The following is a 25990-nucleotide window of genomic DNA, read 5'->3' as shown; positions in this document are numbered from 1 at the left end:
CATCTAAAAAGGTCCCTTTCATATTTTGAACTGCAAGATATCAAGGGTACCACATCCGACTTAAAAGAGTGCCATTATGAAAAAACAGAGTGTTGCATCCTATATTGCAAAAGTACTTGATAATGCAGGTGTTAAACGTATTTGGGGCGTTACAGGAGACTCGTTGAATGGCTTAACCGACAGCTTGCGTCGTCAAGGCGCTATTGAGTGGCTAGGTACTCGCCATGAGGAAGTTGCTGCTTTTGCTGCGGGTTCAGAAGCTCAGTTAACCGGCAATTTAGCCGTCTGTGCGGGCTCTTGTGGGCCAGGAAATATGCACCTTATAAATGGGTTGTATGATTGCCACCGTAATCGAGTGCCCGTATTAGCGATCGCAGCTCATATCCCATCCAGTGAAATTGGTAGTAACTATTTCCAAGAAACCCACCCAACTGAATTATTTCGCGAATGCAGCCATTATTGTGAAATGGTCTCTAATCCAGAGCAAATTCCACAAGTTCTTGGTATCGCTATGCGTAAAGCGATTCTGAATAAAGGGGTATCCGTTGTTGTGATACCGGGTGATATTGCGCTAAAAGATGCGCCAGAGTCAGCGAAAGAAACGTGGTATCAGCCACAAGCTCCACTGATTATGCCTCAGCGAAGTGAAATCGAAAAACTTGCTGAACTGCTGAATCAGTCTAAGAATATCACGTTATTCTGTGGTAATGGCTGCGCGGGTGCCCATGATGAAGTGGTTAAGCTAGCAGAAACACTAAAAGCACCGGTAGTACACGCGTTACGTGGTAAAGAACATATTGAATGGGATAACCCATACAGCGTTGGAATGACAGGTTTAATAGGTTTTTCATCAGGTTACCACGCAATGATGAACGCAGATACGGTCGTTTTGCTCGGGACACAATTTCCATACCGTCCTTTCTACCCAAGTGAAGCTAAAATCATTCAGGTTGATATTAATGCGGGCAGCTTGGGCTCCCATTGCCATATTGATATGGGGTTGATTGGAGATATCAAAGCGACATTGGATGCGTTACAGCCACACCTAGAGACGAAACAAGAGACAAAACACCTCGACGGTGCTTTAAAACATTATTCAGAGGCTAGAAAAGGGTTAGATGATCTTGCTAAACCGGGTCATGAAGGGTTAATACATCCACAGTATCTTGCAACAAAAATTAGTGAATTAGCCGCTGATGACGCGATTTTCACTTGTGACGTGGGAACCCCGACAGTATGGGCTGCGCGTTATTTGAAAATGAACGGTAAGCGCCGTTTAATTGGCTCTTTTAACCATGGGTCAATGGCAAACGCGATGCCACAAGCTATTGGTGCACAAGCCGTTGATAAAAAACGTCAAGTGGTTGCAATGTGTGGTGATGGTGGTTTCAGTATGCTAATGGGCGATTTTATCTCTCTTTCTCAAATGCAATTACCAGTAAAAATCATCATTCATAACAATGGCGTACTTGGCTTTGTTGCCATGGAAATGAAAGTTGCCGGTTTCTTGACAGCAGGAACGGATTTACATAACCCTAACTTTGCAGCGATTGCGAATGCTGCGGGTATTAAAGGGATCCGTGTTGAAAAAAGTGAAGACCTAGACGGCGCATTAAAAGAAGCGTTTGCCCATGATGGGCCGGTGGTCGTTGATGTCTTGACCGCCAAACAAGAGCTGTCTATGCCGCCAGAAATTGCAGCGCAAGAAGCGAAAGGCTTTAGCCTGTATATGTTAAAAGCGATTATGAGTGGTCGTGGTGATGAAGTCGTTCAATTAGTGAAAACGAACTGGCTACGTTAAATCGATATTGCGTATAGCTGGAAAGCCCACTTCTCAATGTGAAGTGGGCTTTTTTTGATTAATCAATACCCTGCGGCTGATTGGCTACGCCATAAATGAGCGGCAACCAGCGCACGCCATGGGGAGAATTGCGCTAACCATTTTTCTGTTTCTTTGGCGTTGGGTTGTTCTGGTTTATCGAGCAATGTTTGCAAATTACGCCTTACCGCAACATCTCCATGTAAAGAGCCATCTAAGTAGTTGAATCCTCTGAGTAAAGCATAGCTCACAGTCCAAGGGCCAATTCCTTTGATTTTTAATAATTGTTCAGTTATTTGATTCGCATTGGAGTGAGTGACATGCTGTGATAAATCAATTTGTTGATTTTCGATGGCTTCACAAAGGGCTCTGAGGGCGGTAATTTTCCCCTTCGAAAAACCCGTTTGGCGTAGCGTTTCGTCATCAACTGATTTGACCTGTGGTGTATCGGGAAAACACCAAATACCCGAAGTGTGCTGGATCCCCACGGCTTGGATGAATCGTCGACGAATGGCAATAGCTGCGTGAACACTGATTTGTTGGCCAATAATAGCCCAAACTAATGCTTCAAATGCACTGGCAGATTGATAAATTCGTAATCCTCTTTGTTTTTCAATGAGCTGGCCCAGTGTTGGGTTTTCACAGTAGTATTTTTCGAACTCATCAATATTCTGTTTCAAGCCAAGTACATGCTGTGCCAACGTTAACAGGTCTTGTTCATTGACAATGACAGATGGGGGATCAATTTCTAATGAAATTATTGCTTGTTGTTTTTTTAGCTCTAATGTCATTTTTGTGGCATGTTGTTGCCATATTATGCCTTTGTGTAATGTATTTTCTTCCACTATTTCCGCAACATTGTGTTGATCTCTTAAATGAAAGGCAAAAAAATCACCATAGAGGTAATTGGTAGGGAGTGGTAACTGTGCGGTAAATATTTGCATAATGATGGCCTTGTCAGATTGTTCTTTATTAGCAATATAATTGTGAATTAGCGCATTTAGTTACTCATTTTTTGTTGAGTAGGTATGCTATCTTATATAGGGTTATTTATTTTGTATTGATATTATTTGTCTGTTTAATAAGGATAATAAGGAAGTGTAAATGAAAACTGAAGGTCACAGTTCATCTCATGGCACTTCGGTACCATCACCACAACCAAGGAAAGAATTAAAAGGTATTGGTGGATGGCTTATTTTACCCATGTTAGGGATAATATTGTCCTTGATTATTTTGCCTTTTTCGATTTATGGGCAAAATGCTCAAGTGATTGAATATTGGGTTGAATTAACAGATCCACAATCAAGTTCATTTATTCCATTATTTAAAGAGCTAATCTACTTTGAGGTTTTAGGTAATGTTATTTTATACGCCACCTTACTTTTCCTCAGTTATGTTTTTTTTACAACGAAAAAGCTCACAATTAAAATTTATATTTTTTTCCAGATCTTTTCTTTAGTTTTGACGGTTACGGATATTATACTCGCAAGTATTTTATTGGATTTAGAGGTCGAAGCCTCCGATATCAAAGATATTTTTCGGGCTCTAATTGCTTGTGCCATTTGGATACCATATTTTTTAGTTTCAAAGCGTGTTAAAAATACCTTTGTAAATTAATAAATAAAATTATGCGGTTTACTTATTGGGTAGGTAAATGATGATTAAATGCAAACGAGTTTATGACCCTGTTGACGATAACGACGGTTATCGCGTGCTTATTGATAGACTGTGGCCAAGAGGAATAAAAAAAACAGATTTACAACACGACGCTTGGAATAAAGACGTTGCACCTTCCAATGAGCTACGAAAATGGTTTCATCAGAACACCGATCAGTTTGCACAATTTATCGAGCGATATCAGCAGGAACTTAATAACACAACAGCTTGGCAGGTATTGGTTTCACAAGCAAAGCAAGGTGACTTAACACTGTTATACAGTGCTAAAAATACAGAACATAATCAAGCAATTGTACTCAAGGCATTTCTTGAAGAAAAAATGCAAAGTAAATAGTAAATAAAGGTTATTTGAATGGATATTCAGCAATCAGCCACGCAAGCAGAGCCCGCAATAATATCACCAGTGGCTCACCCGGTAGTTAAAAAGCCGTTACAGGGGATCAGTGGATGGTTAATTTTACCGGTTATTGGTCTGTTTTATATGCTGTACAAAACCGTCATGATGTTATTGCAAGAAATTTCACAAGTACAAACAGCATGGCCATTGGCAACTCATGCAGATTCTGATTTTTATATTCCAGGCTTTGCGACAGGTTTTTACCTCTTACAAATAGGTTATGGTGTTCTAATTGCCCTATTTCTTTGGACATTTATCGCTGCGGTTAAATGGAAAAAACAGGCGAAGTGGCTGTTTATCACCACCATGGTGTTATTTACGTTAATGGTATTGGTTGCTCGTTTTATATTCCCATATATATTTGGTTTGGAAATCAATCACTCAAATATTATTACCGCTATAAATGGCAGCTTTTATTGCGTGTTATGGATCCCCTACTTTTTAGCTTCTCATCGCGTCAAAAATACATTTATCCATTAAAGTATACGGCCACTCCTATTTTGGCTGTGGCCTAACGTATGGTTATTTATCAGAAAGATTTAGCGTATGGGTTATATTGCAGTTTGCAATAAAGGTTTCATCGTGAGAAACCAGCAAGAGTGTTCCTTGGTAATCCTGCAATAGCGCTTCAAGTAGTTGTTTTGAATCCAAGTCTAAATGGTTATCCGGTTCATCGAGTAATAAAATAGCGGGTGGGCTCGGGCTATGTGTGAGCGCCAATAGTGTTGCTTTTAGTTGCTCCCCACCACTGAGCTGCTGTAGTGGCAGTAATGATTTATCTCCTCGTATTCGTAACATACCTAATTGCGTGCGCCACTGTTCTACTGTAAACAAGGGTTGGTATTGATGAAGGGCTTCAGCAACAGGTAATGTTTTATCGAGTAAGTTGAGGTGTTGGTCTAAATAGCAAAACTCCCCACTGAGGCGGCACTCTCCTGAATCTGATGGCAACAGGCCAGCAAGAACCTTAAGTAGGGTTGATTTCCCACAACCATTACGCCCTTGAATATGCCAATGCTCCCCACTGTATATGGTGAATGAAAGAGGTGACGAATAACCGTAAGGCAAACGCAAGTCAGAAGCAAAAATGGTGACTTTATTACCTTCATTTTGATAGTTAATTGTCATTTTTTGTGGCTTGATATGGCGGGCTTTCTCTTGGTTTTCCTGTTGTTGATTTTGTAGGTTATCCATAACCCGTTGGTGCCGCTCTGCGACGTTTGATTGCCTTTTCTCTGCCCGGTTTTTTTGCATATCAAGCAGTAATAAGGATTGCGACCCACCATAGCGAATTTTCTCTCCCTGTTTCTTGCGTTGGGCGGCTTTTTGTAATGTGGCTTGTTGCTGTTTTTTCTCTTGATGAATACGTTTTTCTAAGCGCTCACTTTGTGCATCGATTGCAGCGATTTCCGCGGTTTTTTGGGTATCGTATAACGCATAATTCCCCCCATACTCGTGTAACCCTTTTTCCGTTAATTCAAAAATAGCATCCATTTCGCCTAACAGGGTTCTGTTGTGAGAAATAACGAGACAACCAGCTCGGTGCTCTGTGAGTTTTTGGCTAAGCCATTGCCGACTTTGTGTATCTAAATGGTTATCCGGTTCATCAAGTAGCAAAAAGTGGTCTTGATGAAGAAATGCACGGCAAAGGGCTAGGCGAGTACGTTCACCTCCACTTAAATGGGCAATGGGGGCTTCCATTGAGATAGAGAGCCCTGCAGAGTCCAATAAACTTTGCCATTGGGAAGGTAAATGCCATTTATCTTCTGTGAGCTCAAAATCTGCCAAAGAACCATTTCCTGCCTCAATGCGTAAGAATGCGTGATAAAGCTCAGATATACCTAAAGCATCGACAAGCGTTTCTCCCGCTAGTCGCGTTAATTGCTCGACATAGATAAAGGGGCGGTTCCAATGTACATTTCCTTGCGTAGGGGATAATTGGCTAGCAAGAATACGCATCAAGACGGATTTTCCTTTGCCATTATGCCCAATTAGGGCATTTTTTTGGCATGACAACGTCCCACTTAGCGGTGAAAAAAGAGCGGTTTGGTTAAATTCAATATTGAGCTGTGAAAAGTGACAAACAATCGTCATATGCACCTCCAAAATAATGAGGACAGACAACGTCGTTGACTTATCAAGAAGCGTCGATGAAAGCGGTTGCCTGCCAGGAACAGAAAAATGAATACCAAAAGGGTATTGGAAAATATTTTCTGGCAGTGCTTAGTTCATCGTGAGGCGTACCTGCGAAGTTGGGTGAGAGATAAATTCGCATACATTATAAACAGGTCAAATTGATTTGTGCAACTTATCGTGATTGGGTTTTTTCTGAAAGTCGTACTAATTATTTAAAAATAGAAAAAACGATTTAAAAATAGAAAAAGCCAGTCAACAACTGCGACTGGCTTTTTCCATTAACAACGAGATTTTATAACAACGAGATTTTTACGATTATGCAGAGGTATTCTCTGACAACCCATTTTTTGCTAACCAATGAGCAATGCGCTGTTTTTCTTCTTCATTCAGCCACATACCCAATTTAGTGCGACGCCAAATAGCATCATCCAACTCTGTTACCCACTCATGTTTGACTAAGTAACGTAATTCCGCTTCATAGACATTCGCAGAGAATGCTTCACCAAGGTCACTGAGTGAATTCGCGCCTTCAAGGATCAATTTACTGTTGCTACCGTAAGTTCTAGCAAAACGTAGCGCTAAGCCTTCAGGAAGCCATTGATAATGTTGACGTAATACACGTGCATAACCATCACGGTCACAACCTTCGATATCACCACCTGGTAACTGACCATTTTTAGTCCATGGACTACCTGCATTTGGATAGTAAGTGGCTAATTTATTTACAGCAGCTTCCGCTAACTTACGATAAGTTGTTAATTTACCACCAAATACCGACAACAATGGTGCTTGGCCTTGCTCATCGTGAATATCCAATGTGTAATCACGAGTAATAGCTTGTGGTGAGTCTGACTCATCGTCGCACAGTGGGCGAACACCTGAGTAGTCCCAAACAATATCACTCACGGTTAACTGTTTTTTGAAGTGGTCGTTATACACTTTCAGTAAATAGTTAACTTCGTTCTCATCAATTTTGACGTCTTTCGGGTCACCTTTATATTCTACGTCAGTGGTGCCGATGATAGAAAATTCATCCATCCATGGAATAACAAATACAATACGGTTATCTTCATTTTGTAAGATATACGCTTGTGGTTCATCATGAGCACGCGGAACGACAATGTGGCTACCTTTGATCAGGCGAATACCGTAAGGTGATTTTAATTTCAGGCCATCATCAAAGAACTCTTTTACCCAAGGCCCAGTGGCATTAACCAGCCCTTTCGCTTTCCATGTATGGGTTTCACCCGTACGTAAGTCTTGAGCTTCAACAACCCATAAGCCATTTTCACGGTAAGCGCGAGTCACTTTTGTGCGAGTGCGAACTTCACCATTTTTACGTACCACTTCTTGAGCGTTTAACACAACTAAACGCGCATCATCAACCCAACAGTCAGAATATTCAAAACCTTTCGTTAATTCAGGTTTGAGTACGGAATTTTGGTTGAATTTCAGCCCTTTACTGCTTGGTAAGCTCACACGTTTGCCTAAATGGTCATATAAGAACAGGCCAATACGGATCATCCAAGCTGGACGTAAATGAGGCTGATGCGGTAAGCGGAAGCGCATTGGGAAGGCAATATGTGGCGCTAATCGTAATAGCACTTCACGTTCAGCCAATGCTTCGCTCACTAATCTAAATTCATAATGTTCTAAGTAACGTAAGCCACCATGAATGAGTTTAGAACTCGCAGATGAAGTGGCACTTGCTAAGTCTTGAGCTTCGAGCAGTAATACTGATAATCCACGACCTGCAGCATCTGCTGCAATTCCAGCGCCGTTGATCCCGCCGCCGATGACAATCAAGTCTTTAGTTTCCATGCATCCCCCTGAGATGTTCGAAACACTTTCAATAATGTTCGTTTTCGCTCATTTAATTGTAGTCAAAATAGATAGTGATGCCAACTATTATTAATGAAAAAAATAACAACTGCGTGATATTGGTAACAATTTTTTTTCAATACCCACACATAAAATATTGTTATTCACAATGGAAAAAAGAGAATTTCGCGCGAAAAAGAAAAAATGATGGTAAGGCTGAGGGCTAAAATAGGGGGATAGCAAGAAGCATGATGGCAGTGAGGACTACCATCATGAGAATAACTATTTGATTAACAAAGCTCTAATTGAACATTATGTTGCTCAATGACTTTGAGAATACTATCTGGTGGCTGTTTGTCAGTAAATAAGTAGTCAATCAGGTTCATATTGCCCAAGTTAACCATCGCGTTACGACCAAATTTAGAATGGTCGGTGACAAGCATGACACAGCGTGAGTTTTCAATAATTGCGCGTTTGGTACGAACTTCGTGGTAATCGAACTCAAGTAATGAGCCATCCATATCAATGCCACTGATACCTAAAATGCCGTAATCTAATCTAAATTGGGAAATAAAATCGAGAGTCGCTTCACCGACAATACCGCCATCCCGTGAGCGTACTTCACCACCGGCTAAAATGAGGCGAAAGTCTTCTTTTGGCATCAGCAACGTGGCAACGTTGAGGTTATTGGTCACCACACGTAGGTTTTTGTGATTAACCAATGCATGGGCAACGGCTTCGGGTGTGGTACCAATGTCTATAAACAGTGTTGCACCATCAGGGATCTGGCTTGCAACATGTTGTGCGATACGCGCTTTTTCATCTGACCACATGATTTTACGGTCATTATAGGCCGCATTTACAGAACTTGAAGGCAGTGCTGCGCCACCGTGGTGCCGCTGAATTTTATTTTGTTCAGCGAGATCATTGAGGTCTCGACGGATTGTTTGAGGGCTAACCTCAAAGTGTTCGACGAGTTCTTCAGTACTGACATATCCCTGAAGACGCACAAGCTCAACTATTGCATCATGTCTCTGGGTTTGTTTCACAGCGTTAGCCTCTAATTATTAAAATGTTTTATCTGGAGCTCTGGTGTTTAAAACTGTGTCTATTATCCCATACTCCCATTAATAAGCCGATAATTAACCCTGAAGTATGTGCGGCATTGGCGATATGCATGCCTAAAACATCGAAGTAACCGAAAAAAAGCCAGATAATGGAGAAAATCATTAACCCTCGAGGAACGCTAACGCCACTTTCTGGCCGACGTTCACCCGTTAACCACACATAGCTGACAAGGGCATAGACGACACCGGATAAGCCGCCAAAGTTGTTTTCACTAAATAGCGATTGCCCCCAGTTACTAAATAGCGCAGAGACCAGTAAGATAGTGAATAACTTGCCCGTCCCGAGTTTTCGCTCAACTTGCCCAGCGAGAAACCACCATAGTGCAAGATTGAAACCAATGTGTGATAGCGAAAAGTGCACCAATGCAGGACTAAACCAACGCCAAAGTTCCGTTTGTTGGTCGCCAATAGGCCATGCCAAATAACGTAGAACTTCTCGAGCATCGGTCATTTCTACCCAAAGATATACAACAATCGACAATAAAATAACAGCGATAGTTAAAGGGCCAGATTGCTCTTTAAGATAACCCCAAGTTAGATAATTGCGATATTGAAATTGAGTATCTGCGCTTCCTGTGTGCCAACTGGCTTCTAAGTAGCGAGGGTGATTTGGGTCTTGTAGAAAAATATCTAATTCTTTTTGGACTTGAGGTTGAAGCTGCTCATCTTCTAGCCAAAGCTCAAAGACGGCTTGTTCCTGTGATGGCTTTATTTTTAGGTGAATATTTTTGCTCGCCATATAGTCAACAAAAGCTTGCGCCATTCTGGGATTAGCAAAGGAGGTGATGTGGATCATGAATGCGTTTTCTCATCTAGAGAGCCGTAACGGCTTGTGGATATTCCCTTAACCAAGCTTCAAATCCACCATTGATGCTATATACAGATTCAAAGCCAATGTTGATCAGATACTGTGCAGCACCTTGGCTACTGTGCCCATGGTAACACATCACCATAACAGGTTGTTCGTAATCCGTTTGTTCTAGAAACTGGCTCAGTGACTCATTGGTGAGGTGATAGGCCCCACTCGCATGGCCTGCACGAAAACTTTGTGGGTCTCGCACATCTACCAGTATGGCGGTGCCGTCTAACCAATGTTGGTAGGCTTGCTCTGGTGTTAATGTTTCAAAATGGTCCATAAAATACCGAATACAGTAGGTAACAACCCATAAAAGGTTAAATGATAGGCACCCGTAAAGAACCGAGTGCCAAATATTCGTGGTATTGATTAATAGAAAGAGTGCTCGCCACGTTGGTGCTCGGTCAGGTCTTTAACGCCTTTTAGCTCACCTTCAAACATTTTGAGAAGTTCTTTCTCGATACCTTCTTTAAGGGTGACATCGACCATTGAACAGCCGTTACAGCCGCCACCAAATTGCAAAATTGCAAAGCCTTCGTCGGTGATTTCCATCAGGGAAACACGGCCACCGTGGCTGGCAAGTTGTGGGTTAATTTGTGACTGTAAAACATACTCAACACGCTCAATTAATGGTGCGTCATCAGAGACTTTACGCATTTTGGCGTTTGGTGCTTTTAACGTCAGTTGTGAGCCGAGTTGGTCGGTGACGAAGTCAATTTCGGCATCATCCAAGAATGGGGCGCTAATTTCATCAACATAAGCAGATAATTTCTCGAACTTTAGTTCTTTATCTGTGGCTTCAACGGCACCCGGAGGGCAGTACGACACACCGCATTCGGCGGTTGGCGTGCCTGGGTTGATAACAAAAACACGGATTTGAGTTCCTGGCTCTTGATTTTCCAACAACTTGGCAAAATGAGCCTGTGCTGCTTCAGTAATATTAATCATAATCATTTGCTCAATAATAGTTGACTGCTTTAGTTGGTTATAATACGCCCATTTACCCCTTTCCTACAAGGTGCGACACAGTGACCATGCATCAACAGTATGCGCTCCCGCACAAATCAACAATTGTGCTGCGCTATTCATGGTAGAACCTGTTGTAATAACATCATCAATAACAGCAACATGTAGGTTTGAAACAGAGTCGTTTAAGGTAAATGCTCCCTTTAGGTTGTTTCGGCGATACTCACGTTTTAGTGTAGTCTGTGCCAGTGTAGCACGACTACGCGATAATGAATTTTGCGAATAGGGGATATTTAACCATCTGGACAAATTTTCGCCTATTAATGCCATGTGGTCAAATCCTCTCCACCATAGACGGCGACGATGCAGTGGAATGGTGATGATTAAGTCCGGTTTTTGCCATTGTTGTTGGCGATAACCTGTGAGCCAAAATAATGCAAAGATACGTGCTAAAGTAAAAGCAAGCTGAGGTTGTTTTTGAAATTTAAAACGATGAATTAACATGCGTAAAGCGGCTTGGTAGGGGGTTACAGTGATAATTCTCTGCCATGGGGGTGGGCTCTTTAAGCAGCGTCCGCATTCCATGGTCGGCTGTTCACAGGGTAAAGCACAACGTAAACAGCAAGTTGGCATTTTAGGCAGTCCTTTGAGGCAAAAACTACAAACACCCTGATGAGGTAACTTTAGTGATTGATGGCATAGCCAGCAGCCCCCTTCCATTGTTAGCATAGTAGCGTCCCGTTAAAACGAATTGACAAATAAATGAATGAAGAGAGTGTAACGATGGCAAAGTTATATTGGCAGACCGTTGGTGAAGGTAAACAAGATCTTGTGTTGCTGCACGGATGGGGGCTGAATGCCCAAGTCTGGCAAACAATTATTCCGCGAATCGCTTCGCACTTTCGGGTTCATTTGGTTGACCTGCCGGGCTATGGGCGTAGCCAAGGTTTTTCCCCCATGAATATTCAATCGATGGCGAATATTTTGTGGGAACAAGCACCTAAAAACGCGATTTGGCTTGGTTGGTCACTTGGCGGGCTAGTTGCAAGCCGTATCGCGCTTGACCATCCCTATGAAGTTAAAGGGCTCATTACGGTTGCTTCCTCTCCGTGTTTTAAAGCCGAAGAAAACGGTTGGGCAGGGATCCGGCCAGAGGTTTTATTAGGTTTCGAGCAGCAACTTTCGGCTGATTTTCATCGCACAGTCGAGCGTTTTTTAGCATTGCAGACATTAGGGACAGAAAGCGCCAGAAACGACGCAAAAACCTTGAAATCTGTGGTACTCGAACAGCCTATTCCAACGGTTGAAACGTTAAATGCAGGGCTTGAATCATTGCGCACCGAAGATTTGCGCGAGGAATTAAAGCTGTTACCTATTCCTTTCTTGCGTATTTATGGTTATCTCGATGGCTTGGTACCGCGCAAAATAGTGCCAATTTTAGATGAACTTTACCCTAATTCGCCATCTGTCATTGTTCGAAATAGTGCTCACGCACCATTTATTTCTCATCCTGATGAGTTTTGCGAATACCTGTTGGATTTTCAAAGTCGCATCGAGGAATAAATAAAAAAATCAGCCTAATTCGAGGCTGATTTTTTTGTGGTGTGCCTATTATTTGATTTTATATACAAAATGAGTGCAATCAGTGCTTTCAGGGCAGCCTTTACAGCTACTGCCTGTTAAACAAGCACTGATATCGACTTGTTCAATTTTCTCTAAGCTAACGAGTTTCTCAACCATTGCTTGAATTAATGGAGCCGGTGTATTTAGCTGCTCACTGAGTAGCGCGATGTCAGCTTGCCCATATAAGGCGATTAAATCTCTTATTTGCAGCAAGCTAGTCATCGTTTTATTCCTTAGTGGCACGCATCACTTGAACAGCCAGAACATTGCTCTGCGGTTCTGTTCTTGATGTTCAGGGTTACGCGGCTACGCATGCGACGTAAGAATATGAACAAGGCAAGGTTGAACAGAACAACCGCGGCTATAGTAATCAAGCTGCTTTGTGGGTGTTCGCTAAATGTGGCAACTTGGTAAAACAGAGCCGCAAGGCTATAAGCCACATTTAAGCCCCACAGAATGGAGAAGCTCATCCAACTTTTATTGGTTTCACGTGCAATAGCACCCATTACTGAGACGCAAGGCACATACAGTAAGACGAAGATGAGGTAGCTATAGGCTGCAATTCCTGAACCAAATTTCGCTGCCATGGTACCCATTGAGCCGGATTCCATTTCTCCATCGCCTTTACTGGCTTCAATAGGGTTCGATAACGCGCTTAAGGTAAAGGTCTCTTTTAAGCTATCCCAAGTTTCAGAAACCGCATCTCCCAGTTCTTCCCATAAATTGAAAGATTCTGCATCGAACGGCTCAGAAGTAATGGCTTCAGCGGTATACAGGGTATTTAGTGTTCCCACTACCACTTCTTTGGCCATCGCTCCGGTAATCAACCCAACAGTTGCTTGCCAGTTATCTGCATGAACACCGATAGGCTGTAAAGCAGGGGTTATCACTTTACTGACAGAAGCCAGTGCGGAATCATTTATATTATCAACAGGTTTACCAGAGAAAGAGAAGCTATTTAATGCGCCAATAAAGATACTGGCAACGATGATGACTTTACCTGCACGTACCACGAAGCCTTTTAGGCGCTGCCATGTTTGAATCAGCAGTGTTTTGATATGTGGCACATGGTAAACCGGAAGTTCCATGATAAACGGAGAAGCTTCGCCACGCATTAGAGTATGTTTTAGTAGTAACCCAGTTAAGATAGCGACAACAATCCCTAAAATATAGAGTGAAAAGACCACGCTCGCCCCATTTTTGCCGAAGAAAGCGGCAGCAAAAACGGCGAAAATAGCTAATCTTGCACCACAAGACATAAATGGTGCCATTAAGACCGTAATTAGCCTTTCGCGCGGTGCGTCGAGCGTGCGTGCACCCATAATTGACGGTACGTTACAGCCAAAACCGACAATCAAAGGCACGAAAGATTTACCCGGTAAACCTAAGGCTTGCATGAGGCGGTCCATCACGAAAGCGGCTCGCGCCATATAGCCCGAATCTTCCAGTATTGAAAGAAACAGATACATCATCCCAATTTGTGGCACTAACGGTAAAACCGTGTTAATACCGCCACCAACACCTTGGGCAAGGAAAATAGTTAGCCAATCAGGGAAGCTAAAGTAGGCACCAACCCACTGAATACCATGAATAAATATCGCTTCTGACGCACCTTCAAAGAAGGGTTGTAAGGCGCCACCGATGTTGATGGCTAAAACGAACATCAAATACATCACAAACAAGAAAATAGGTACGCCGAGCCAACGGCTCAGAATAAATTTATCCAGTGATTGTGTTAGTCGATTTGGTTCAGCGGCACTATTGTTAATCGCAGCATTGCAAATGGTTGCAATAGATTGATAACGTGCGTCGGCAATGAGTAATTCAGGTTCTTCGTTTAAGCCTTCTTTCAGTGTTTGGCGTATCGCCAGCAATTGTCCTTCAGATATTTCTGCGCGTTGGCGGCTATATATGTCCCCTTCGAGGATCTGTAATGCTAACCAGCGGCGCTGCTGGTGGCTAAATTGTTGTGCTGAAATTTGTTCAGATAGTGAGTCTACAGCTTGCAATAACTGTGCTGGATATTCCACAAGGGCTTGCTGGCTATTTTGTGGATGTGTATCAATGGCTTTTTTCAGTTTATCGATACCAGTTGCTCGAGTTGAAACCATTGGGATCACAGGGCAGCCGAGCTGTTTTTCTAATTCAGCAATATTAATATCAATATGTTGGCTTTGAGCGATATCCAACATATTCAAGGCGACAATACATGGAACGCCTAACTCGACTAATTGCAATGTCAGGTAGAGGTTACGCTCTAAATTAGACGCATCGACAACATTAATGAGCATGTCTGCCTCACCACTTAAAATAAAGTAGCAGGCGATTTGTTCGTCAAGAGAGGTTTGCTCAGAAATAGTGGTCAGAGAATAGGTGCCGGGTAGGTCAACAAGTTCGATTTTGTGGTCATCTGTATGGAAGCGGCCCACTTTTCGTTCAACAGTGACCCCCGCCCAGTTACCGACCCGCTGCCTTGACCCTGTGAGCTGGTTGAATAAGGTCGTTTTGCCTGCATTGGGGTTACCAATTAAGCCGATCGTTAATCGTTTCATAGTGTTTGCCAATAATAAAAAAAGAAATACTTAAGCGGTGGTCGCTTCATCTAAGTTGAGTAGGGCAAGATCCTTTTTGCGTAGCACTAAGCTGACACGATGAGTTTCTATTTGAACAGGATCACCAAAAGGCGCTAAGCGCACCACTTTAAAGACAGAACCCGGAAGTAAACCAAGTGAGAGCAGTTTTTGTCGGTATGCAGGACTAATCTCTGGAGAGAAGCCTAGTATTTTGTAACTGCATTGAGGAAGTATTGCCATAGTGTCTTCCTAATCATTTAATTAATAATGATATCGATGACAATTGTTAAAGAGTGCAATTGCTCAGGTAATAAAGTCGCCAAACAAAAATAAATCTAATTAACAATGAGAATCATAATCATCCACCTTTTGTTATATTTAGCCTCTTTTTTCGTCAATTTGACTTGATGTGGATCAACGAAGCATTGAGTTTACGGTGTTCCGCTAGCGAAATTAATGGTGGAGTCAGTGAAGGGGAGACGGCTGAATTATACCCAATATATTGTTTGAACTAATCAATCACAGCATTATTTATTGAAATGGGCATCACAATAGGTACATTGCGATGCCCATAAAGAAAGTTAACGTTTCTTACCGAATGCCGCGGCAAGGGCATCACTCATGGCGCTGTTACCTGAAGATGCGTTGTTTTGGCGTGAGTTACCTCTTGATTGAGGCGCCTTACGCGCATTTTTGTCCTGTTCAGGGGCTGCACGGCGAGGGGCACTGTTAGAATCACCCGCTTGTTCATCTAAACGCATCGTTAATGCAATACGTTTGCGTGCAATATCCACATCTAACACTTTAACTTTCACAATGTCGCCCGCTTTTACCACCTTGTGTGGGTCTTCGACATAACTATTTGAAAGTGAAGAAATATGAACTAAACCGTCTTGGTGAACACCAATATCCACAAAAGCGCCGAAGTTGGTCACATTGGTGACTGCACCTTCTAAGATCATGCCAGAAGTCAGGTCTTTCATGGTTTCTACACCTTCGGCAAAGGTGGCAGTTTTAAACTCAGGGCGTGGGTCACGACCCGGTTTTTCCAGTTCTTTAATGATATCGGTGACAGTTGGAACCCCGAATTGCTCAGTGGTAAAGTCACGTGGGCTCAAGGTATTAAGCACCTGTGAGTTGCCCATAATTTCTTTGAGTGGCTGGCGGACAGACTCAAGAATTTTTTCAACAATCGGGTAAGCTTCAGGGTGAACAGTAGAAGCATCTAACGGGTTTTCACCATTGGTGATACGCAAGAAGCCCGCACACTGTTCAAAGGCTTTTGGCCCAAGGCGTGCAACTTTGAGCAACTGTTTTCTATCACTAAACTGGCCATTCTGGTCGCGCCAATCCACCACGTTTTGCGCAATCATTTTGCTTAAACCGGCAACGCGAGTCAGTAAGGCAACGGAAGCGGTATTTAAGTCAACACCAACGGAGTTTACACAGTCTTCGACAACTGCATCGAGTTTACGCGCTAATTGTGTTTGGCTGACATCATGCTGATATTGGCCAACCCCAATGGATTTAGGGTCAATTTTCACTAATTCAGCCAACGGGTCTTGTAGGCGACGAGCAATAGATACGGCACCACGTAAAGACACATCTAAGCTTGGGAATTCCAAAGCCGCAAGTTCAGAAGCGGAATAAACAGAAGCGCCAGCTTCGCTGACAATAACTTTCTGCGCAGTGACTTCAGGGTACTGTTTTTGGACTTCAGCAAAGAAACGTTCCGTTTCACGAGAAGCTGTACCGTTACCAATGGCCACTAATTCGACGTTATGTTTTTGGCAAAGTGCCGCAACGATGGTTGCCGATTTTGCGGCTTGTCCGGTATGTGGATAAATCGTATCCGTTGCAATTAATTTACCTGTTGCATCCACGACAGCAACTTTCACGCCAGTACGCAAGCCAGGGTCTAAGCCCATGGTGGCACGCATTCCCGCTGGAGCCGCCATCAGTAAGTCACTGAGGTTACGAGCAAACACGTTAATAGCTTCCTCTTCAGCTTTTTCGCGCAGTGAGCTCATGACTTCTGTTTCTAAGTGCAGTAATACTTTGACACGCCATGTCCAGCTGATCACGGCTTTACGCCATTGGTCAGCAGGAGCATTATTTAAACGAATATCTAAATGGCGGGTGATAATTTCTTCGCAGTAACTTTCTTTTGGTGGTTCATCAAACTGAGGGTCGCAGTTTAATGAAAGCTGTAAAATCCCTTCGTTACGACCACGGAACATTGCAAGGGCTCGGTGAGAAGGAACCTGAGCAACGGGTTCGTGATGTTCAAAGTAGTCACTAAATTTTACCCCTTCTTCTTGCTTACCTTCAGCAACAACAGAAACAAGGTGGGCATTTTTCCAGATATAGTCGCGAACTTTCGCTAAAAGAGCTGCATCTTCGGCGAAACGCTCCATAAGGATATAGCGAGCACCATCTAAAGCGGCTTTAACATCCGCCACACCTTTATCTGCATCGATATAGGTTTTTGCGAGTTCATCAGGTGACTGGCTTGGGTCATTCCACAGGGTATCCGCTAAAGGCTCGAGCCCTGCTTCAATAGCAATTTGCCCGCGGGTGCGACGTTTTGGTTTATAAGGAAGATACAGGTCTTCAAGTTCGGTTTTATTGAGCGTTGTGTTGATAGCGGAGGCAAGCTCTGGTGTCAATTTACCTTGTTCTTCTATCGACTTGAGGATGGTTTGCTTACGGTCATTCAATTCGCGCAAGTACCCTAAACGGCTTTCTAGCTGGCGAAGCTGAGTATCGTCCAACCCACCGGTAACCTCTTTACGGTAACGCGCAATAAACGGGACAGTATTTCCTTCATCTAATAGCGTGATGGCAGAAAAAACTTGTTTCGGCTGGGCTTGCAGTTCCGCTGCAATAATTTGGCTTAGAGTTTCATTCATGTCGAGTTTCAATACCTACTGTTTAAATACCTACTGGAAGAACAGTTAAAAATTTATTGCACTGTTATACTTGGTGGTAACGAGAATTTCCAGACTGAATTTGAGCCTATTGGTAGGAAAGTCTCAGATTATGTTCTATAAAATATTATAATTATGGGCTCCATTGGCTAATATTTGAAGGTTATGACTAAAAGTCTTTTAATTACACGTGAAGGTTGGGATGCGTTAGATAAAGAATTGAAATACCTGTGGAAGGATGAACGCCCTCGGGTAACTCAATCTGTTTCAGAGGCCGCAGCTCAAGGGGATCGCTCAGAAAATGCAGAATATATTTACGGCAAAAAAAGGTTGCGTGAAATTGATAGACGCATCCGTTTTTTATCTAAAAGGTTAGATCAGTTAAGGATTATCGAGCCTGATCCTCGCCAAGAAGGCCGTGTGTTTTTTGGCGCATGGGTTAAACTAGAAGATGAAAATGAAAATATCAGAATATTCCGTATCGTCGGTGCTGATGAATTCAACCCTACGAAACAATGGATTTCAATTGATTCTCCCGTAGCGCGAGCCTTGATAGGTAAACAGGTTGATGATGAAATAACAGTAAATACGCCGGGAGGGCAGGTGACTTATTTTGTATTAGAAATAAGCTACAAGCCACTAACCGTCTGAAGTGTAAAATGATTCATTAAATCCCATGTTAGTGGTAAATTAGTGAGCATTAATATTGTTTTACTTACATTCATTAAAAAAATAATTTGAAAGATGCACATCTTGAGGGCTACAAAATGCAGGAAAGTTATAAGGTTCTTGTCGTCGATGATGATATGCGTTTACGTGCGCTGCTGGAACGCTACCTCACTGAGCAGGGTTTTCAGGTAAGAAGTGCTGCAAACGCTGAACAGATGGACAGAATCCTGACGAGGGAATCTATTCACTTGATCGTCTTAGATTTAATGCTGCCGGGCGAAGATGGCTTATCAATTTGTCGTCGCTTACGTAGTCAAAATAACCCAATTCCAATTATTATGGTGACAGCGAAAGGCGAAGAAGTGGATCGTATCGTTGGCTTAGAAATCGGTGCGGACGACTATATTCCAAAACCTTTTAATCCACGGGAATTGCTAGCTCGTATTCGTGCGGTATTACGTCGTCAAGCTAATGAATTACCGGGCGCGCCATCTCAAGATGATGCGATAATTACCTTTGGTAAATTCAAATTAAATCTTGGGACGCGAGAAATGTTTCAAGGTGATGAAAATATGCCGTTAACTAGCGGTGAATTCGCGGTGTTAAAAGTATTGGTTTCTTATCCAAGGGAACCGTTGTCGCGTGACAAGCTAATGAGCTTAGCGCGAGGCCGTGAATACAGTGCGATGGAACGTTCTATTGATGTTCAGATCTCACGTTTGCGTCGCATGGTTGAAGAAGACCCAGCACATCCTCGTTATATTCAGACGGTTTGGGGATTGGGTTATGTGTTTGTTCCTGATGGAAGTAAAGCATGAAGCGACTGAGGTTCTCAAGGCGTAGTACATTTTCTCGCTCGTTATTTTTATTTGTAGCCTTACTGTTTGCGAGCCTCGTAACCAGCTATATGGTTGTGTTGAATTTTGTTGTGATGCCTAGCTTACAACAATTCAATAAGGTGCTGGCATACGAAGTAAGAACATTAATGACAGAGAAAATGGTCCTACAAGATGGAACCTCAGTGCGGGTATCTCCCGCGTTGCGTAAGAAAATCTACAATGAATTAGGGATCACCTTTTATGCACACTCAGCAGCGATGGAAGAAGGGCTGAATTGGGCAAAAGAGTATGATTTCCTAAGCGAACATATGTCGGAATATATTGGTGGCAAGGCAAGTGTTCACCTCGAATTAGGCCGAGAGTACCCCATTCTATGGTTAACGTCTTATCTTGCACCTGATATTTGGGTGCGAGTTCCACTGACTGAAATTGGGCAAAACCAGTTCTCCCTTGTTTTTCGCTATACATTAACGATTTTTCTCACCATTTTTGCGGGGGTATGGTTGTATATACGCTACCAAAACAAGCCATTACTTGAATTAGAATACCACGCCGGAGAAGTTGGTAAGGGGTTTGTTTTACCCCCAATGCAGGAAAAAGGTGCCACCGAGGTCAGGGCCGCTATTCGGTCTTTTAACCACATGGCAGCAGGGATTAAAACCTTAGAAAATGACCGAACTGTCTTAATGGCAGGGGTAAGCCATGACCTAAGAACCCCCTTAACCCGTATTCGTTTAGCAACAGAAATGATGAGCCCAGAAGATAGCTACCTGGCAGAATCCATTAATAAAGATATTGAAGAGTGTGATGCGATCATCGGCCAATTCATGTCTTACCTGAAAACGGGTCAAGAAATGGATATGGAATTCTGTGACCTTAACGCTATCTTGATGGAAGCAGTGAACTCAGAAAGTAACGTCGTAGGCGAAATTGAAACCGCACTTGAGCCTGGCTCAATGATTGTTAATGGTAACCCATTAGCAATTAAACGCGCGATTACCAATATGATTGTTAATGCCTACCGCTATGGTAATGGCTGGATCAAGGTCAGTAGTGGTAAAACGGAAGACTCAGTTTGGTTCCAAGTCGAAGATGACGGTGCGGGTATCAAAGAAGAAGATATTCATCGTCTGTTCCAGCCATTTGTGCAAGGTGAAAAAGCCCGTAGCAACAAAGGAACAGGGCTAGGACTGGCAATTATTCGCCGAATTGTTGATGCCCACGAAGGGAGTATTGAGATCCATAAGAGTGAGCGTGGTGGGTTTGCGATTAGGGCTCTTCTCCCTCTTAAAGAAAAAGAAGACTGATATCTCGTCATATTTCAAGCTGTAGGGGTGTTGCCTACACTCAACTACCCTAGTCACATACTTGTGTATGCTCCTAGGGATATCTTCGTTTGGCGCCTACCTACAACTTGAACTATTTAGAGCTATCTTTCTACTCTTCACACTTTGCGCCGCAGCGTTGTTGGCTGCAACACAAATTGTTTTGAGTATTATTTTATGGTTGCAGGATAAAAAATTTTTCGCTTTTATGACAGTCTGTCATTTTTCTTTTTGGTATCAATGTTGAAACTGAAATTTTTTAACTATTTGAATTTTATAATATAAAGATTCACTTCCCTTCGTTTTTGTTTTCTCTCCAGTGAAAAAATCAGCAATTGTCATAAAACTGTCATAAAAACGACATGTTGTCGTAACTAAATTGTCCTATTTTTCCTACCGTGACATACACCCAACAATTTTATACTTGATTGTTTCTATACATCCCCGGAGGGATTATGAAAATGACGCGTACCACCTTAGCAAGCGTAATGGCAGCAACTTTATCTCTGACCGCAATGTCTTCTTTTGCTGCTACCAGCCTGACCGGAGCTGGCGCGACCTTTCCTGCTCCTGTTTATGCGAAGTGGGCAGACTCTTATCAGAAAGAAACAGCTAATAAAGTAAACTATCAGGGGATTGGTTCTTCTGGTGGTGTCAAACAAATTAATGCAAGAACAGTTGATTTTGGTGCATCCGATGCCCCATTGACTGATGAAAAATTAAAAGAAGATGGCTTGTTCCAATTCCCTACTGTTATCGGTGGTGTGGTACTGGCTGTCAATGTAAAAGGTATTGAGTCAGGGCAACTGACGTTAGATGGCAACACATTAGGTGACATCTATTTAGGCAAAATCACTAAATGGAATGACCCAGCAATTGCTAAATTGAACCCAAATGTTAGCTTGCCAGACCAAGCTATTGCAGTCGTTAGACGTTCTGACGGTTCGGGTACCACGTTCGTATTCACGAGCTACCTTGCTAAAGTCAGCGCAAGCTGGAAATCAGACGTTGGTGCAGGTTCAACCGTTAACTGGCCGAAAAATAGCGTAGGCGGTAAAGGAAATGATGGCGTTGCCGCTTTCGTACAGCGTCTACCAGGTTCTATCGGTTATGTTGAATATGCTTACGCAAAACAGAACAACCTTGCGTATACTAAATTAATCTCTGCCGATGGCGAAGCGGTTTCACCAACGGGTGAAAGTTTCAGCGCAGCAGCGAAGAAAGTTGACTGGTCTAAATCTTTTGCTCAAGATTTAACAAACCGTGATGGCGCGAATGCATGGCCGATTACTTCAACCACATTTATCTTAGTTCACAAGCAGCAAGCGAATGCGGAAAAAGGCAAAGCAGTTCTTGACTTCTTCAACTGGGCTTATGATAAAGGTGGTAAACAAGCGGAAGCATTAGATTACGCAATTCTACCTCAAGAAGTCGTGACCGCAGTACGTGCAGCATGGAAAACAGAAGTTAAAGATAGCCAAGGTAAAGCATTATTCTAGGTGAGCTTAGGTTTTCTAAGTGCACTTAGGGTTGGAAATGGCGGGTAAGTGCTGAGGAACAGGGCTTACCCGCTCATCGTTGTAACGCAATCCTGTGAAAAAGAGCAGGAATGAAATGAGAACAAAGCGCATGGCCGAGAAAACAACGGCATTTAGAGCTCCCAGCAAATCAGGTGATGTGATTTTTAGTGCACTGGTAAAGATTGCCGCGCTCATCACTTTGTTAATGCTCGGAGGCATTATTATCTCCCTTATTTTTGCATCTTGGCCAAGTATGCAAAAGTTTGGGTTTTCGTTTTTATGGACCAAAGAGTGGGATGCTCCAGCGGAAGAATTCGGTGCCCTTGTGCCTATTTACGGCACTATCGTTACATCGTTAATCGCTCTGATTATCGCCGTTCCCGTTAGTTTTGGTATAGCGTTATTCCTAACAGAGCTGGCGCCTAATTGGTTAAAACGTCCTCTTGGTATCGCGATTGAACTTCTTGCTGCTATCCCAAGTATTGTTTATGGGATGTGGGGGTTATTTGTCTTTGCACCCCTGTTTGCCGAATATTTCCAAGAACCAGTTGGTAATGTGATGTCGAGTGTGCCGATTGTCGGTGAATTATTTTCAGGGCCTGCATTCGGGATCGGTATTTTAGCAGCGGGGATTATCCTCGCGATTATGATTATTCCTTATATTGCGTCAGTGATGCGCGATGTATTTGAACAAACACCTGTGATGATGAAAGAGTCAGCCTACGGGATTGGCTGTACAACATGGGAAGTGATTTGGAATATCGTGTTGCCGTATACCCGTAATGGGGTCATTGGTGGTGTGATGTTAGGCCTTGGTCGTGCGCTGGGTGAAACCATGGCGGTGACTTTCGTGATTGGTAATACTTACCAACTTGATAGCGCATCACTGTTCATGCCTGGTAACAGTATCACCTCGGCACTCGCAAATGAGTTTGCGGAAGCAGAGAGCGGTTTACATACCTCGGCCTTGATGGAGCTTGGACTTATCCTGTTTGTTATCACTTTCATTGTGTTAGCAATTTCCAAGTTGATGGTCATGCGTCTTGCGAAGAATGAGGGCCGTTAATATGTCGATATCTCAACCTATCGCAGTGAATGAAAAAGAACGAGCACGCCGTCAAGCGTGGCGCCGCCAAGTTAACAGAATGGCTCTATTTGTTTCAATGTTAACCATGGCTTTCGGCTTGTTCTGGTTAGTGTGGATTTTGTTTTCTACTGTCACTAAAGGGATTGATGGCATGTCCCTCAATCTGTTTACTGAAATGACTCCACCACCGAATACGGAAGGTGGCGGGCTGGCAAATGCCATCGTAGGAAGTGGTTTATTAATCTTATGGGCGACAGTTATTGGTACGCCTTTAGGGATTTTAGCGGGAATTTATTTAGCAGAGTATGGCCGTAAGTCATGGTTAGCTTCAGTTACCCGCTTTATTAATGACATTTTATTATCAGCTCCATCTATCGTTGTCGGGTTGTTTGTGTACACCATTGTGGTTGCTCAAATGCAGCACTTCTCGGGTTGGGCTGGGGTTGTGGCGCTTGCATTGCTGCAAATTCCAATTGTTATCCGAACCACTGAAAACATGTTGAAACTAGTTCCAGATAGCTTGCGTGAAGCCGCTTATGCACTTGGCACACCAAAATGGAAAATGATTTTATCTATTACGTTAAAAGCGTCGGTGTCAGGGATTATCACTGGGATCTTACTTGCAATTGCGCGTATAGCAGGGGAAACCGCACCGCTTCTGTTTACTTCACTGTCAAATCAGTTCTGGAGTACAGATATGAGCGAACCCATCGCCAACTTACCAGTGACAATCTTCAAATTTGCAATGAGCCCGTTCTCTGAATGGCAAGAGCTTGCATGGGCAGGGGTTCTGTTAATTACCCTATGTGTCCTGCTCATTAACATCATTGCACGTGTTGTGTTCGCACAGAAAAAACACTAAGCACCAGATAAATAAAGATTTAGAGAGAAAAGCAAACCATGATTAATGCAAACGATATTGCAAACAGTAAAATTAAAGTCCGTGACCTCAACTTCTATTATGGCAAGTTTCACGCACTGAAAAATATCTCTTTAGACATTGAAAAAAATAAAGTAACTGCGTTTATCGGCCCATCAGGCTGTGGTAAATCGACACTATTGCGTACCTTCAATAAAATGTATGAACTGTATGGCGAGCAGCGCGCAGAAGGTGAAATTTTACTGGATGGCCAAAATATCCTGACTGATAAACAAGATATCGCGCTGTTACGTGCAAAAGTCGGTATGGTATTCCAAAAACCAACACCATTTCCGATGTCAATCTACGATAATATTGCATTTGGTGTGCGTTTATTTGAAAAGTTATCCCGTGTGGAAATGGACGAACGCGTGCAGTGGGCGTTAACAAAGGCTGCATTATGGAATGAAACCAAAGATAAGCTACACCAAAGTGGTTATAGCTTGTCGGGTGGGCAGCAACAGCGTCTCTGTATTGCTCGTGGTATTGCTATTCGCCCAGAGGTTTTATTGTTGGATGAGCCTTGTTCTGCCCTTGACCCAATTTCAACCGGTCGAATTGAAGAACTAATTAGTGAATTAAAGTCAGAATACACAGTGGTCATTGTTACCCATAATATGCAACAAGCAGCACGCTGTTCTGACTATACGGCTTTCATGTATCTAGGGGAGTTAGTCGAGTTTAACCATACTGACAAAATGTTTACTACCCCAGAAATGAAGCAAACTGAAGATTATATTACTGGCCGCTACGGTTGATATGGAGCCGACGATGGATACGCTGAATCACAACAAACATATATCGGGGCAGTTCAATGCTGAACTGGAACATATCCATACTGAATTGATGACGATGGGAGGACTGGTCGAAGAGCAGCTTACCAAAGCCATTACTGCCATGCATAATCAGGATGAAGCCCTAGCGCGTGAAGTTATCGAAAATGACCATAAAGTCAATATGATGGAAGTGGCCATTGATGAAGAATGCGTTAAAATCATCGCGAAGCGCCAACCAACAGCGAGTGATTTGCGCCTGATTATGGCGATTTCAAAAACCATTGCTGAGCTGGAAAGAATCGGTGATGTTGCGGACAAAATTTGCCAAACCGCATTGGAAAAATTCTCTCATCAACATCAGCCTCTGTTAGTGAGTTTAGAATCATTAGGCCGCCACACAGTACAAATGCTACATGACGTATTAGATGCATTCGCACGAATGGATCTCGAAGAAGCCATTCGTATCTATCGTGAAGATGAGAAAGTTGACCAAGAGTATGAGGGCATCGTGCGCCAATTGATGACTTATATGATGGAAGACCCACGGACGATCCCGAGTGTATTAACAGCACTGTTCTGCGCTCGTTCAATTGAGCGTATCGGCGACCGTTGCCAAAATATCTGTGAGTTTATTTTCTACTATGTGAAGGGGCAAGATTTCCGCCATGTGGGGGGAGATAGTCTCGAAAAAATGTTGACTAAAGACGATTAAATGCTCGTCATATTTCGTGCTGTGGCGGTGTTAGCTTCGCTCGGCTAGCCACAACACGAACAATTTAGAGTATTGATGAATGAGGTTAATGTATTCGATAGCCTATTTATTACGATGAATACTCTAACACGTTCTTCTACCGACTTTCTTCTTGCTCAATAAGAGTCTATTGATGGTTTAACCATGTTTGGGGCACTTTGTTATCAAGGTGGCCCTTT

The 25990-nt window shown here is 42.9% G+C and carries 25 protein-coding genes; 13 read left to right on the top strand and 12 right to left on the bottom strand.

Features of this window, described 5'->3' with window-relative positions:
• Positions 1-76 precede the first annotated feature (76 nt).
• Positions 77-1801, top strand: coding sequence for a ubiquinone-dependent pyruvate dehydrogenase (gene poxB, locus PR800_RS08625; RefSeq protein WP_102138804.1), 1725 nt, complete (start codon positions 77-79; stop codon positions 1799-1801).
• Positions 1802-1863: 62 nt separating this feature from the next.
• Here the strand turns inward: poxB and PR800_RS08620 are convergent, their stop codons facing one another.
• The gene (locus tag PR800_RS08620; RefSeq protein WP_102138805.1) at positions 1864-2763 is read right to left on the bottom strand and encodes a DNA-3-methyladenine glycosylase family protein; all 900 of its coding nucleotides are present in this window, start codon (positions 2761-2763) and stop codon (positions 1864-1866) included.
• A 160-nt stretch (positions 2764-2923) separates the two neighbouring features.
• Between PR800_RS08620 and PR800_RS08615 the strand changes: the two genes are divergently transcribed.
• From PR800_RS08615 to PR800_RS08605, 3 genes are read left to right on the top strand one after another with little or no spacing between them, the layout of a single operon-like run.
• Positions 2924-3436, top strand: a complete 513-nt coding sequence (locus PR800_RS08615) for a DUF2569 domain-containing protein (RefSeq protein ID WP_102138806.1) — start codon at positions 2924-2926, stop codon at positions 3434-3436.
• Between the two features lie 40 nt (positions 3437-3476).
• Positions 3477-3830: a DUF488 domain-containing protein gene (locus PR800_RS08610; RefSeq protein WP_166266226.1), complete on the top strand. Its 354-nt coding sequence runs from the start codon at positions 3477-3479 to the stop codon at positions 3828-3830.
• An 18-nt stretch (positions 3831-3848) separates the two neighbouring features.
• Positions 3849-4373, top strand: a complete 525-nt coding sequence (locus PR800_RS08605) for a DUF2569 family protein (RefSeq protein WP_272530567.1) — start codon at positions 3849-3851, stop codon at positions 4371-4373.
• 42 nt (positions 4374-4415) lie between these two features.
• Here PR800_RS08605 and PR800_RS08600 read toward each other — a convergent pair whose 3' ends face one another.
• The 7 genes from PR800_RS08600 to PR800_RS08570 form a co-directional block, all read right to left on the bottom strand.
• Positions 4416-5987, bottom strand: coding sequence for an ATP-binding cassette domain-containing protein (locus PR800_RS08600; protein WP_272530565.1), 1572 nt, complete (start codon positions 5985-5987; stop codon positions 4416-4418).
• Between the two features lie 357 nt (positions 5988-6344).
• Complete coding sequence (gene glpD / locus PR800_RS08595; RefSeq protein ID WP_102138808.1) at positions 6345-7850, bottom strand: glycerol-3-phosphate dehydrogenase; 1506 nt, start codon at positions 7848-7850, stop codon at positions 6345-6347.
• A gap of 290 nt (positions 7851-8140) precedes the next feature.
• A complete protein-coding gene (locus tag PR800_RS08590) occupies positions 8141-8899 on the bottom strand; it encodes a DeoR/GlpR family transcriptional regulator (RefSeq protein ID WP_004262881.1) in 759 nt (252 codons plus the stop codon).
• 28 nt (positions 8900-8927) lie between these two features.
• Positions 8928-9773, bottom strand: coding sequence for a rhomboid family intramembrane serine protease GlpG (gene glpG / locus PR800_RS08585; protein ID WP_102138809.1), 846 nt, complete (start codon positions 9771-9773; stop codon positions 8928-8930).
• A gap of 16 nt (positions 9774-9789) precedes the next feature.
• Positions 9790-10113, bottom strand: coding sequence for a thiosulfate sulfurtransferase GlpE (gene glpE, locus PR800_RS08580; RefSeq protein ID WP_004262879.1), 324 nt, complete (start codon positions 10111-10113; stop codon positions 9790-9792).
• Positions 10114-10202: 89 nt separating this feature from the next.
• Positions 10203-10781, bottom strand: a complete 579-nt coding sequence (gene nfuA / locus PR800_RS08575; RefSeq protein ID WP_004266130.1) for a Fe-S biogenesis protein NfuA — start codon at positions 10779-10781, stop codon at positions 10203-10205.
• Positions 10782-10844: 63 nt separating this feature from the next.
• Positions 10845-11528 carry a DNA utilization protein GntX gene (locus PR800_RS08570; protein WP_166266030.1) on the bottom strand — a complete coding sequence of 228 codons (684 nt, stop codon included), beginning with the start codon at positions 11526-11528 and terminating at the stop codon, positions 10845-10847.
• A gap of 54 nt (positions 11529-11582) precedes the next feature.
• Between PR800_RS08570 and bioH the strand changes: the two genes are divergently transcribed.
• Positions 11583-12362: a pimeloyl-ACP methyl ester esterase BioH gene (gene bioH, locus PR800_RS08565; RefSeq protein ID WP_102138811.1), complete on the top strand. Its 780-nt coding sequence runs from the start codon at positions 11583-11585 to the stop codon at positions 12360-12362.
• A 48-nt stretch (positions 12363-12410) separates the two neighbouring features.
• Here bioH and PR800_RS08560 read toward each other — a convergent pair whose 3' ends face one another.
• From PR800_RS08560 to PR800_RS08545, 4 genes are all read right to left on the bottom strand, one after another.
• Entirely contained in the window at positions 12411-12644 is a 234-nt protein-coding gene (locus PR800_RS08560; RefSeq protein WP_102138812.1) for a FeoC-like transcriptional regulator, read from the bottom strand.
• A gap of 11 nt (positions 12645-12655) precedes the next feature.
• Positions 12656-14974 carry a Fe(2+) transporter permease subunit FeoB gene (gene feoB / locus PR800_RS08555; protein WP_102138813.1) on the bottom strand — a complete coding sequence of 773 codons (2319 nt, stop codon included), beginning with the start codon at positions 14972-14974 and terminating at the stop codon, positions 12656-12658.
• 30 nt (positions 14975-15004) lie between these two features.
• Positions 15005-15235 (bottom strand): ferrous iron transporter A, encoded by a 231-nt coding sequence (gene feoA / locus PR800_RS08550; protein ID WP_004262866.1) that lies wholly within the window; start codon positions 15233-15235, stop codon positions 15005-15007.
• 341 nt (positions 15236-15576) lie between these two features.
• On the bottom strand, positions 15577-17907 hold the full coding sequence (locus PR800_RS08545; protein WP_272530564.1) for a Tex family protein: 2331 nt from the start codon (positions 17905-17907) through the stop codon (positions 15577-15579).
• Positions 17908-18090: 183 nt separating this feature from the next.
• Here PR800_RS08545 and greB point away from each other — a divergent pair, with 183 nt between their 5' ends.
• The 8 genes from greB (at position 18091) to phoU (ending at position 25772) form a co-directional block, all read left to right on the top strand.
• On the top strand, positions 18091-18576 hold the full coding sequence (gene greB / locus PR800_RS08540) for a transcription elongation factor GreB (protein ID WP_102138815.1): 486 nt from the start codon (positions 18091-18093) through the stop codon (positions 18574-18576).
• 116 nt (positions 18577-18692) lie between these two features.
• Positions 18693-19412 carry an osmolarity response regulator transcription factor OmpR gene (gene ompR / locus PR800_RS08535; protein ID WP_004266122.1) on the top strand — a complete coding sequence of 240 codons (720 nt, stop codon included), beginning with the start codon at positions 18693-18695 and terminating at the stop codon, positions 19410-19412.
• Complete coding sequence (gene envZ / locus PR800_RS08530) at positions 19409-20740, top strand: two-component system sensor histidine kinase EnvZ (RefSeq protein WP_102138816.1); 1332 nt, start codon at positions 19409-19411, stop codon at positions 20738-20740. Before ompR ends, envZ begins: the two co-directional genes overlap by 4 nt.
• Before the next feature lie 473 nt (positions 20741-21213).
• The gene (pstS, locus tag PR800_RS08525; protein WP_166266024.1) at positions 21214-22257 is read left to right on the top strand and encodes a phosphate ABC transporter substrate-binding protein PstS; all 1044 of its coding nucleotides are present in this window, start codon (positions 21214-21216) and stop codon (positions 22255-22257) included.
• 130 nt (positions 22258-22387) lie between these two features.
• Positions 22388-23344, top strand: a complete 957-nt coding sequence (gene pstC, locus PR800_RS08520; RefSeq protein ID WP_004262847.1) for a phosphate ABC transporter permease PstC — start codon at positions 22388-22390, stop codon at positions 23342-23344.
• Position 23345: 1 nt separating this feature from the next.
• Positions 23346-24227, top strand: coding sequence for a phosphate ABC transporter permease PstA (gene pstA, locus PR800_RS08515; RefSeq protein ID WP_036958603.1), 882 nt, complete (start codon positions 23346-23348; stop codon positions 24225-24227).
• A 38-nt stretch (positions 24228-24265) separates the two neighbouring features.
• Entirely contained in the window at positions 24266-25042 is a 777-nt protein-coding gene (pstB, locus tag PR800_RS08510; RefSeq protein WP_004262838.1) for a phosphate ABC transporter ATP-binding protein PstB, read from the top strand.
• 13 nt (positions 25043-25055) lie between these two features.
• Positions 25056-25772, top strand: a complete 717-nt coding sequence (phoU, locus tag PR800_RS08505) for a phosphate signaling complex protein PhoU (RefSeq protein WP_102138818.1) — start codon at positions 25056-25058, stop codon at positions 25770-25772.
• Positions 25773-25990: the final 218 nt, after the last annotated feature.

Origin of the sequence: Providencia sp. PROV205, from assembly GCF_028479505.1 — a bacterium.
GTDB lineage: Bacteria > Pseudomonadota > Gammaproteobacteria > Enterobacterales > Enterobacteriaceae > Providencia > Providencia huaxiensis.
The sequence above is the reverse complement of the archived record's forward strand: the minus strand, read 5'-3'. Positions and strand labels throughout refer to the sequence as shown.

What these genes read in the sequence shown, in the direction of transcription:
- pstC (WP_004262847.1), top strand. Translation starts at nt 22,388, where the DNA reads ATGGCCGAGAAAACAACGGCATTTAGAGCTCCCAGCAAATCAGGTGAT.
- phoU (WP_102138818.1), top strand. Translation starts at nt 25,056, where the DNA reads ATGGATACGCTGAATCACAACAAACATATATCGGGGCAGTTCAATGCT.
- glpG (WP_102138809.1), bottom strand. Translation starts at nt 9,773, where the DNA reads ATGATCCACATCACCTCCTTTGCTAATCCCAGAATGGCGCAAGCTTTT.
- PR800_RS08545 (WP_272530564.1), bottom strand. Translation starts at nt 17,907, where the DNA reads ATGAATGAAACTCTAAGCCAAATTATTGCAGCGGAACTGCAAGCCCAG.
- glpD (WP_102138808.1), bottom strand. Translation starts at nt 7,850, where the DNA reads ATGGAAACTAAAGACTTGATTGTCATCGGCGGCGGGATCAACGGCGCT.
- PR800_RS08560 (WP_102138812.1), bottom strand. Translation starts at nt 12,644, where the DNA reads ATGACTAGCTTGCTGCAAATAAGAGATTTAATCGCCTTATATGGGCAA.
- PR800_RS08605 (WP_272530567.1), top strand. Translation starts at nt 3,849, where the DNA reads ATGGATATTCAGCAATCAGCCACGCAAGCAGAGCCCGCAATAATATCA.
- greB (WP_102138815.1), top strand. Translation starts at nt 18,091, where the DNA reads ATGACTAAAAGTCTTTTAATTACACGTGAAGGTTGGGATGCGTTAGAT.
- pstA (WP_036958603.1), top strand. Translation starts at nt 23,346, where the DNA reads ATGTCGATATCTCAACCTATCGCAGTGAATGAAAAAGAACGAGCACGC.
- ompR (WP_004266122.1), top strand. Translation starts at nt 18,693, where the DNA reads ATGCAGGAAAGTTATAAGGTTCTTGTCGTCGATGATGATATGCGTTTA.
- PR800_RS08610 (WP_166266226.1), top strand. Translation starts at nt 3,477, where the DNA reads ATGATTAAATGCAAACGAGTTTATGACCCTGTTGACGATAACGACGGT.
- poxB (WP_102138804.1), top strand. Translation starts at nt 77, where the DNA reads ATGAAAAAACAGAGTGTTGCATCCTATATTGCAAAAGTACTTGATAAT.
- glpE (WP_004262879.1), bottom strand. Translation starts at nt 10,113, where the DNA reads ATGGACCATTTTGAAACATTAACACCAGAGCAAGCCTACCAACATTGG.
- feoB (WP_102138813.1), bottom strand. Translation starts at nt 14,974, where the DNA reads ATGAAACGATTAACGATCGGCTTAATTGGTAACCCCAATGCAGGCAAA.
- pstS (WP_166266024.1), top strand. Translation starts at nt 21,214, where the DNA reads ATGAAAATGACGCGTACCACCTTAGCAAGCGTAATGGCAGCAACTTTA.
- bioH (WP_102138811.1), top strand. Translation starts at nt 11,583, where the DNA reads ATGGCAAAGTTATATTGGCAGACCGTTGGTGAAGGTAAACAAGATCTT.
- pstB (WP_004262838.1), top strand. Translation starts at nt 24,266, where the DNA reads ATGATTAATGCAAACGATATTGCAAACAGTAAAATTAAAGTCCGTGAC.
- PR800_RS08615 (WP_102138806.1), top strand. Translation starts at nt 2,924, where the DNA reads ATGAAAACTGAAGGTCACAGTTCATCTCATGGCACTTCGGTACCATCA.
- envZ (WP_102138816.1), top strand. Translation starts at nt 19,409, where the DNA reads ATGAAGCGACTGAGGTTCTCAAGGCGTAGTACATTTTCTCGCTCGTTA.
- PR800_RS08620 (WP_102138805.1), bottom strand. Translation starts at nt 2,763, where the DNA reads ATGCAAATATTTACCGCACAGTTACCACTCCCTACCAATTACCTCTAT.
- PR800_RS08600 (WP_272530565.1), bottom strand. Translation starts at nt 5,987, where the DNA reads ATGACGATTGTTTGTCACTTTTCACAGCTCAATATTGAATTTAACCAA.
- PR800_RS08570 (WP_166266030.1), bottom strand. Translation starts at nt 11,528, where the DNA reads ATGCTAACAATGGAAGGGGGCTGCTGGCTATGCCATCAATCACTAAAG.
- feoA (WP_004262866.1), bottom strand. Translation starts at nt 15,235, where the DNA reads ATGGCAATACTTCCTCAATGCAGTTACAAAATACTAGGCTTCTCTCCA.
- nfuA (WP_004266130.1), bottom strand. Translation starts at nt 10,781, where the DNA reads ATGATTAATATTACTGAAGCAGCACAGGCTCATTTTGCCAAGTTGTTG.